General features: G+C 33.4%; 3 protein-coding genes. All 3 read right to left on the bottom strand.

Annotated features, from left to right (window positions below):
- Nucleotides 1–91: 91 nt before the first annotated feature.
- The 3 genes from IQ19_RS27560 to IQ19_RS28855 all read right to left on the bottom strand — a co-directional run bounded on the left by IQ19_RS27560 (nt 92) and on the right by IQ19_RS28855 (nt 2057).
- Complete coding sequence (locus IQ19_RS27560; RefSeq protein ID WP_242021154.1) at nt 92–394, bottom strand: helix-turn-helix domain-containing protein; 303 nt, start codon at nt 392–394, stop codon at nt 92–94.
- Between the two features lie 795 nt (nt 395–1189).
- Entirely contained in the window at nt 1190–1492 is a 303-nt protein-coding gene (locus IQ19_RS27555; RefSeq protein WP_144547009.1) for a hypothetical protein, read from the bottom strand.
- A gap of 376 nt (nt 1493–1868) precedes the next feature.
- On the bottom strand, nt 1869–2057 hold the full coding sequence (locus IQ19_RS28855; protein ID WP_242021153.1) for a hypothetical protein: 189 nt from the start codon (nt 2055–2057) through the stop codon (nt 1869–1871).
- Nucleotides 2058–2453: the final 396 nt, after the last annotated feature.

The following is a 2453-nucleotide window of genomic DNA, read 5'->3' as shown; positions in this document are numbered from 1 at the left end:
TTTGCCCACGCAAAAACACCTCCGAATTAACACTTTAATTAAGTGTACCATTTCGAAGGTGTTTTATAGTGTCTCATTTATCTAGGTTAGTCTATCCCTTATATAACTTTTTCTCAACTGCAAGCAAACCTTGTTGAATGTATTGAAAAATCGTTGCGGTATGGAGGCCAAGTAATTTGCTAGCTTCTCCAGTAGTAATTCCTGGCTTTCCCTTTTTCTTTTTTAATTCCTCAACATCTTCTTTGTAGAATAATTTAGTGTTATCAATGTGCCAGTTATCTTCATAAACTGGCTTTAATTCACCTTGTTTTACATATTTATGAATAGTTGAGGGCTTTACCTTTACAATGTCTGCAGCTTCATTTGTTGTTATCATTTCTCTTTCTTTATCCATGAGTTTCACCTTACTTTTTATTGTGTCTATAAAAAAACCAACAATGTTGCTGGTTACCAATTCTAAACTGTTCAATCTAAGATAATCATACTATACTATAATTTTTTATATAAGTTTAAGTGGAGATTACTTCCTAATCACACTTTAAAGATGTTTATTTCTTATAGAGACTTTTAACTCTTTAATATCTTTATTATCACATCGGCATATGATGCCAATCCAATAACAGGATCCGTTTATTGTAATATACCCACCATCGTCCACAAGTAAATTTGATATTCAAAGGTTTCTCACCTGCCTTTAGAAAAGTGTAAGTTGTTCAAATGTAATTTCCCAAATCTCCTCGAAAGCAACTAAATGGGTAGTAAGAGATTAATTTGAACTAGTTTCTTCTATTATATTAGTAACTTCTTTAAACTCCTTTATCCAATATAGCGGAAAACACCCTTTGCATTTAGTTAGTTCAATATTTTCATAAAAATGAGCGTGAGTCTTTAGAGGCGAAAGATAATAATAAGAAAGCAGGATATTGCTATATCCTGCTCTTCTCCAAATCAATTTAGCTTTATAGATTTTTTTCTGATCAAGCTCTATATTCGTGCGTGGCGGCTCAAATGCAATGTCCTCTTCTTTAAGGATATGAAACCAACCATTCTCGAAACATCCTAAATGAGCATTGGGGTTATTAAATTTAGATACGTAAAAATGTTTTGGGCCATTAGGAAATAAATAATAAGTAGGATTCTTTATTTATAGAACACAACCTATCACTGCCTATATACTTCCCTTTTAACATTATATATCCCCCTTTTTAAGCCATCCTTTCTTTTGGCTATACTTTATTAATTCGTCAATGTATGCGTTTACTTCTTTGGTTTTTGGGTTTTCGAGAACTACTTTTTTTTGTGACTTTTTTAAAATTATGTTATTGTCTCCCCAAACTAATTCAATCTCTGCGGTTGCTTTCCTTTTTGTTGAAAGGCGCCGTACCTCTATTCTGAGACCTGCTTTAATTTCTGAAAGGTAGTAAGTTGTATTTTTTATATTAACTTTCCCATCTCGCACCTGTTTATCAATGAATTCAAATTCTTCTTTCATAAGCGTCCTTCCTTTACCATCCGAAAGTCCTCTGATGAATTAACAAGCCATTCTTATTATCGGGTTTTAGATATTTAACTTCCATAGGTAATATAATTATAGTGTAATTACCATTTTGACGATATGTACGACTGATTAAGTGGCATAGAGGTGTAATTTTCAGCTTCTGACTTTGTGTCAAATAATCTCAGAATATTAGTAGCTGTAAGATGATAGAAGCTACCTTTCGATTCGTGATCGATTATGTAAGCTTTCATTTTGCCTCTACCTCGCACATTTAGTATCACTGGAATAATCTCCTTCCCATTAACAAAATATCCTGTTCGAACACCGAGCCATTCCCCTGTTGATTTCTCCCATTCTTGACGCCCTTTGATTAATTTCTCGATGCATTCTTTCTTGGACACTTTATCATCGCCGCTTGGGTACACTGGATTTCCTTATCCCCGTCAACTAGAATCCTAACAGGATATTTAGTTCCTGGTTTAACCTCATAGATGATGCCTGCTTCTCCAGAAGATTTCAATTTTACAGGACGACCACAAACCATGTCTTCATCCTTCAACACAGCTCCTTCAGCAATTGACTATTGGTATCGAGGGAATTTCTTAGTTAATTGTTTAACAACCGTTTCTTCCCCTAACTGTCTTAGTTCATACTGCGTGAGTTCTTCATTTCCACTAATTTCAACTGAGATTGAAGGAAGTTGGAATGTTAGTGTTTTTTTCATTACGAATCAGCCCTTCTTAAAATTTTTTAGTGTGTAAGGGAAGGCTCCAGTAAAATCCATTGCCTTGGCTTATGTAAAACATTTCCATTAAATGAATACATCACACTATATAAATGATGTATAGTTATTTATAAAATATATATTTAAATTATAAAAAAATAATCACTAGTGTTGCATAAATTTTGACGGAATTTTCAGTTTTTACACTTACCCTGCTTAGAGCCAAAAAGG

This window comes from Cytobacillus oceanisediminis (assembly GCF_007830235.1).
Lineage (GTDB): Bacteria > Bacillota > Bacilli > Bacillales > Cytobacillaceae > Cytobacillus > Cytobacillus oceanisediminis.
This window is presented reverse-complemented; position numbering and strand designations above follow the sequence as displayed.

What these genes read in the sequence shown, in the direction of transcription:
- IQ19_RS27555 (WP_144547009.1), bottom strand. Translation starts at nt 1,492, where the DNA reads ATGAAAGAAGAATTTGAATTCATTGATAAACAGGTGCGAGATGGGAAA.
- IQ19_RS27560 (WP_242021154.1), bottom strand. Translation starts at nt 394, where the DNA reads ATGGATAAAGAAAGAGAAATGATAACAACAAATGAAGCTGCAGACATT.